This window comes from Flavihumibacter sp. CACIAM 22H1 (assembly GCF_001601815.1).
Classification (GTDB): Bacteria; Bacteroidota; Bacteroidia; order Chitinophagales; family Chitinophagaceae; genus Flavihumibacter.
Genome location: NZ_LUKG01000021.1, coordinates 31,175 through 35,673, shown reverse-complemented (window position 1 = coordinate 35,673; position 4,499 = coordinate 31,175). Strand labels below are relative to the sequence as shown.

2 protein-coding genes and 1 pseudogene are annotated in these 4,499 nt (G+C 46.1%); 1 reads left to right on the top strand and 2 read right to left on the bottom strand.

The genetic code is table 11. From position 1 onward, the window contains the following. On the top strand, window positions 1-1,087 hold a 1,087-nt coding region (locus A1D16_RS08090; RefSeq protein ID WP_290708855.1), incomplete at its 5' end, for an alpha-L-fucosidase. An 18-nt stretch (window positions 1,088-1,105) separates the two neighbouring features. Here A1D16_RS08090 and A1D16_RS08085 read toward each other — a convergent pair. Together A1D16_RS08085 and A1D16_RS08080 are read right to left on the bottom strand one after the other, a co-directional pair. Further along, a complete protein-coding gene (locus tag A1D16_RS08085; RefSeq protein WP_290708854.1) occupies window positions 1,106-3,469 on the bottom strand; it encodes a hypothetical protein in 2,364 nt (787 codons plus the stop codon). Beyond that, window positions 3,420-4,499, bottom strand: a pseudogene (locus A1D16_RS08080) (hypothetical protein); the annotation flags it as partial. The pseudogene A1D16_RS08080 and the gene A1D16_RS08085, both read right to left, overlap by 50 nt.

Sequence of the window (4,499 nt, the reverse complement as noted above, 5' to 3'; positions counted from 1 at the left end):
TAAAAACTGGGAAGCATTGCCCGGCATATTTACCCAGCAAATTGTTTTGCTGAACAAGTACAGTGGTAAACAGCTAAAAGTAGTGGTAACCGAACTAAAAAAGGGAAAAACTGCTATTAAGGAAGCAATTTCGAAAGACCCGGTTGTAGATAAGGGCAACCCGCATACCGACTGGTTCAAAAATGCAGGGGTTGGCGTTATGTTGCACTACCTGAAAGATATATATGCAAAAGAAGGGGGATCTGAGGCATGGAATGCGGCCGTTGATAAATTTGATACGGAACTATTTGCAGAGGACTGCAAAAAGGCAGGTGCATCTTATGTAATGTTTGCACTGGGCCAAAATTCGGGTTATTACTGCGCACCCAATGCCGCCTATGACAGGATAACCGGTGCAAAACCAGGAACGTTCTGCAGCCACCGCGACCTGCCTGCCGACCTGCTGGTTTCCCTCAAAAAAAGGGGCATAAAGCTGCTGTTTTACCTGCCGGGCAATCCGCCCATATCTAATAAGCTAATTGCTGATCGGTTTGCTTACACCTACGGAAAAGACTCACCTACTTCTCAATTTACACAGGCCGCCTGGGAAGCGGTAATAAGGGAATGGAGCCTGCGTTATGGAAAAGACCTTATGGGTTGGTGGTTTGATGGTATGTACAGGGGCGGTATCATTGAAACCCGATCAGACATGAGCCTGGCGCATAATATAAGTACGCATACCCTGGCAGCCAAAGCCGGCAACCCCGCAGCATTGGTTAGTTATAACTATGGCGTGGCTGCTATCCAGTCGAATTCTCCGTACGATGATTATAGTGCTGGTGAAAAGCAATACCTCGATGAAACGCCGCAATTACGCTGGGTACAACCAGGTATTCAATGGTTTTTCTTTACCTACCTGGGTAACTGGTGGGCAGCAAAAGGAACCCGTTTCTCTACTGATGCCCTCACCAAATGGGCAGAAAAAGTACTGGAAAAAGAAGGTGTTATCTGTTTCGATATTTTCGCAGATGAACGGGGCAAAATGGATGCCAACCAAATGGAACAAATAAAAGCTGTACGCACTATTCTTTCTCAAATGCGTCAATAAAGCAACCCTCTACAGCTATTAAGGTTGGCTCTTTCCTATCCGATATACCAGCTCCCCTCCTGCCGGCACATCTATTTTGGGCCAGTGTAGAAAAGCGGTATACGATAAGGGAAGAGCCGCCTCTTTACTCGTTTCTATAAATACTGCTACCCTGGCATCAAACGCTGTTGGGTTTTTAATGACCAGTTTCAATCCTTCTTTATTATCTACAAGCTTTGCTTCCACATGATCAAATACCTGTAGCCGTTTTTTATCGCGCTGCACATATATGCCCGGTAATTCAAGCGCCATCAGCGCACCATTGGTTTCTGTCCATGAATTACGGGTATTGATATAATTACCTGTGCTTCCCCGGCCTTCTGCATCGCTTGGCTGGATCCGTTCCATACTACTACCCGGTAGATTATTTGTGGTAAGGTGATGAGGGGGTATATTTACAGCTTCTGCCTGGGCATGTTGAATATCGCGGATCAGGTCGGCATAACATTGCTTTCCGGTAGCCCTGAATAGTTTAAACAGGTAATCGCCGGAAGCGGTGCAGATACCCGGGGCAGCATGCTTATTTTGAATACTTGCCCATACTGCGCCGGCCATTTTACTGCCTAGCTTTCCGATTTGGCTATTAGCTGGAAAAACAGGATCGTAAGAGATCGTCCAGCTTGCGCAAAGTGCTGCCTGAACTTCTGCTTTGCGAAGCCAGGTTTTGTCTTTTGTATAGTAATAAAGCGCCATCAGCGACTCCAATAACCCAAACGCGGATTCAGAATTGGCATCCATTGAAATATCTCCACAGTCGCCGCCGGTGAGCCCCTGTTTAACCACATCCCGTTCAAAATATAACTGCGCAGCTTCGCGGGCAACCTGCAACCAATCTGACCGCTTAAAATAGCTGGCTGCCATCGCCATAGCACCGGGCACCACTGCCCCGGCCGTAGAATTATAGACGGCTATCTTACCTGTTTCCGGAGTAATATACTGTCCAAACTCACCGGCTTGCTTCCAGGTGCGTGAAAAAGCTTCCGCAAGTTTTTGAGCGGCCGTTTCCCACGCAGGTTTTATAAGCGCCGCATGCCCCTGTGCCCTGAATAACTGGAAATGTTTCAACAACCATAAAAGCGCATCTGCATTTTTACGCACCATGGCCTGCGGTTCTGGAAAGGCCGCATTCATTTTTTCGGGCCGGAGTTCTCCTTTTGCGGTTATACCGCCGTAAAAATAGCCGCTTGTTCCCTGCATTTTTTCTACTACAAAATCCAATTCCTGTTGTACCCTGTTTCTTTCCTTTTCATCGTTCAACGCCAACATAGGATAGGTATTGATCATACCGCTTACCCAACCCAACTGAAAATCGTTGCTATTTTCCGGTAAATAGTAACTGCCTACGGGAAAAGCCCTGAAATTATTACTGGTGATTGTTGTAAACAAGCCGCTGAAATAACTCATAGGCAACCAGTTCCTAGGCTGATTGAGACCGGTGAAGCTTTTACGGTATTGCATGAAAGAGGTTAATAAGCCGGGTATTCCCGAAGAAGGTTCTACCATTACCCGGCACACCAGACTTAATTCGTCGCCTGCCTTCCAATCCGGCGCTCTATCGCCACTAGCCTGAAAATCACCAAAACCGGCAGCCATTTTACGCATAGCCGGTGCTGTTATAGAAAACCGGCACTGATCCTTTGCCGCATTTTCAGAAATAGTAAGGCCATGATTACCGAAAACAGATCGCTGATCTGTCAGCAGTATCCAGTTTTTCTGAAGCGAAGGGGAATAAAAACAGAAAGCAGGTGTAGCTTTATTGCCGGTTTCCAACTCAACCACGGATGCCTTTCCTTCTTCCACTGATAGCCTTGGATTATTGGAAATTGTTAGGGGAACCGCAGGATTATAATACATATCTGCAGGATAAGCAGGATTGTAGCCGTTGCCGATGGATCGATACCTGTTTCCATTGTATACAATAGCGGGCACCATCACATAATTTTGCGGATGCCAGCCGGCAAAATCAAAGGAAAGTTCCACGGCAGTTGACGGAGAAAAGCCTTCCTCCAGCAAAAAGCGGACTTTTATATCAAGTGCCCCCGGCAGGTGTTTCACCGGCACAGCCTCTACATACAGTTTCCACCCCTTGGGAATGCTCGGATTTTGTTGCGTAATTACCTGCTCCTCCAGTAATTCCGTTCCCTTGTATTTTTTAATCCGGAGCTGTAGCTGGCCGTTCAGGGATTTCAGGTGTTTGTCAATGGCTGGAAAAGATTGCGCAAAACTGCCAGCTGTCAGCACTAGGGATAACAGCAGCAGCAATAATTTTCGACTGTACATAACGTTGCCCGGATCAGGGCTTTTTTGATTTTTGTAAATAAACAGGAGCTGTTTTAACGCCATTAACCAGCCTGTATAAAACCCAGCTTGTTTCTTCTTTACCCTGCTCTAAACGCCAGCTATTGGCAGGGTCGGCCAATTGTGCTTTTAACCAACGGGGAAATACATCGGCCGCTCTTGCTTGTTCCCAGGTACGGATGGTGGCAAAAATGGCTTCTTTCTGCGGACAGCTTTCTACGTCTTTTTGATTCAGAATTAAACTATAAGTGGTACCGGTTCCTACCGATATTGCCTGAATATGTTCATAGTCTTCTACTACCGACTTAGCACCTATAGCAAAATTTCCGCCCATGCCAACCGGGAAAAAATTTGCATAACTGACATCCCGTAAATCTTTTCCCTGGCTGGTAGTACTGCCCCATTCACGGGTCGTAAAATCATACAAATTTTTACCTCCGCCCACGTTCCAGATGCTTTGGTAATGCCAGGAGCCCTCTGATAAAGTAGCACCCGTAAAGCGGATGTAGGGAACACCTATTTTTTTGCCACGTTCAAACATTTTCCGAAAAAAGCGCTTGGTTGAATAATAACCGTGCCCGTTATTGAACAGGAATTCCTGTCCGTCAAAATCATAATAAGCCAACCCATTTATCTTACACACATCGGCATAATATTCCCCTATTTTATCCTGGAGTTGCATGTTCGGAATAAGGCCATCATACCCATAATTAACGGTAACCTGCAACTTATACACGGTATCACCTGTTGCATGTGAAGCCGGTGTTGTTTTCCAGTACCCACGCTTCACATTCAACAATCGGTACGGGGGCTGATCCGAAACACCCAGGTAATGAATTAATTCCTTTCCGATTTTAATCATGTTTAAATTGGCACAATGCCCTTCCCAACTGGCAATTTCTTCTAGGTATTTCGGATCATCCACTATAATAATTGTATCGGTTGAATTAATTGGTTTTGCCAGTAATCGTTTTTGCTGATAGCATAAACTATCGCTGGGAACCGGGCTTGCATCGAGGGTGCCCGGGGCAAGTGAATTAGTAATGGTGGTTCGGCCGATAAGAATACCTTCGGC

Bases quoted from the DNA above. Each gene is read 5' to 3' on its own strand.
- A1D16_RS08085 (WP_290708854.1), bottom strand. From the start codon at position 3,469: ATGGCGTTAAAACAGCTCCTGTTTATTTACAAAAATCAAAAAAGCCCT.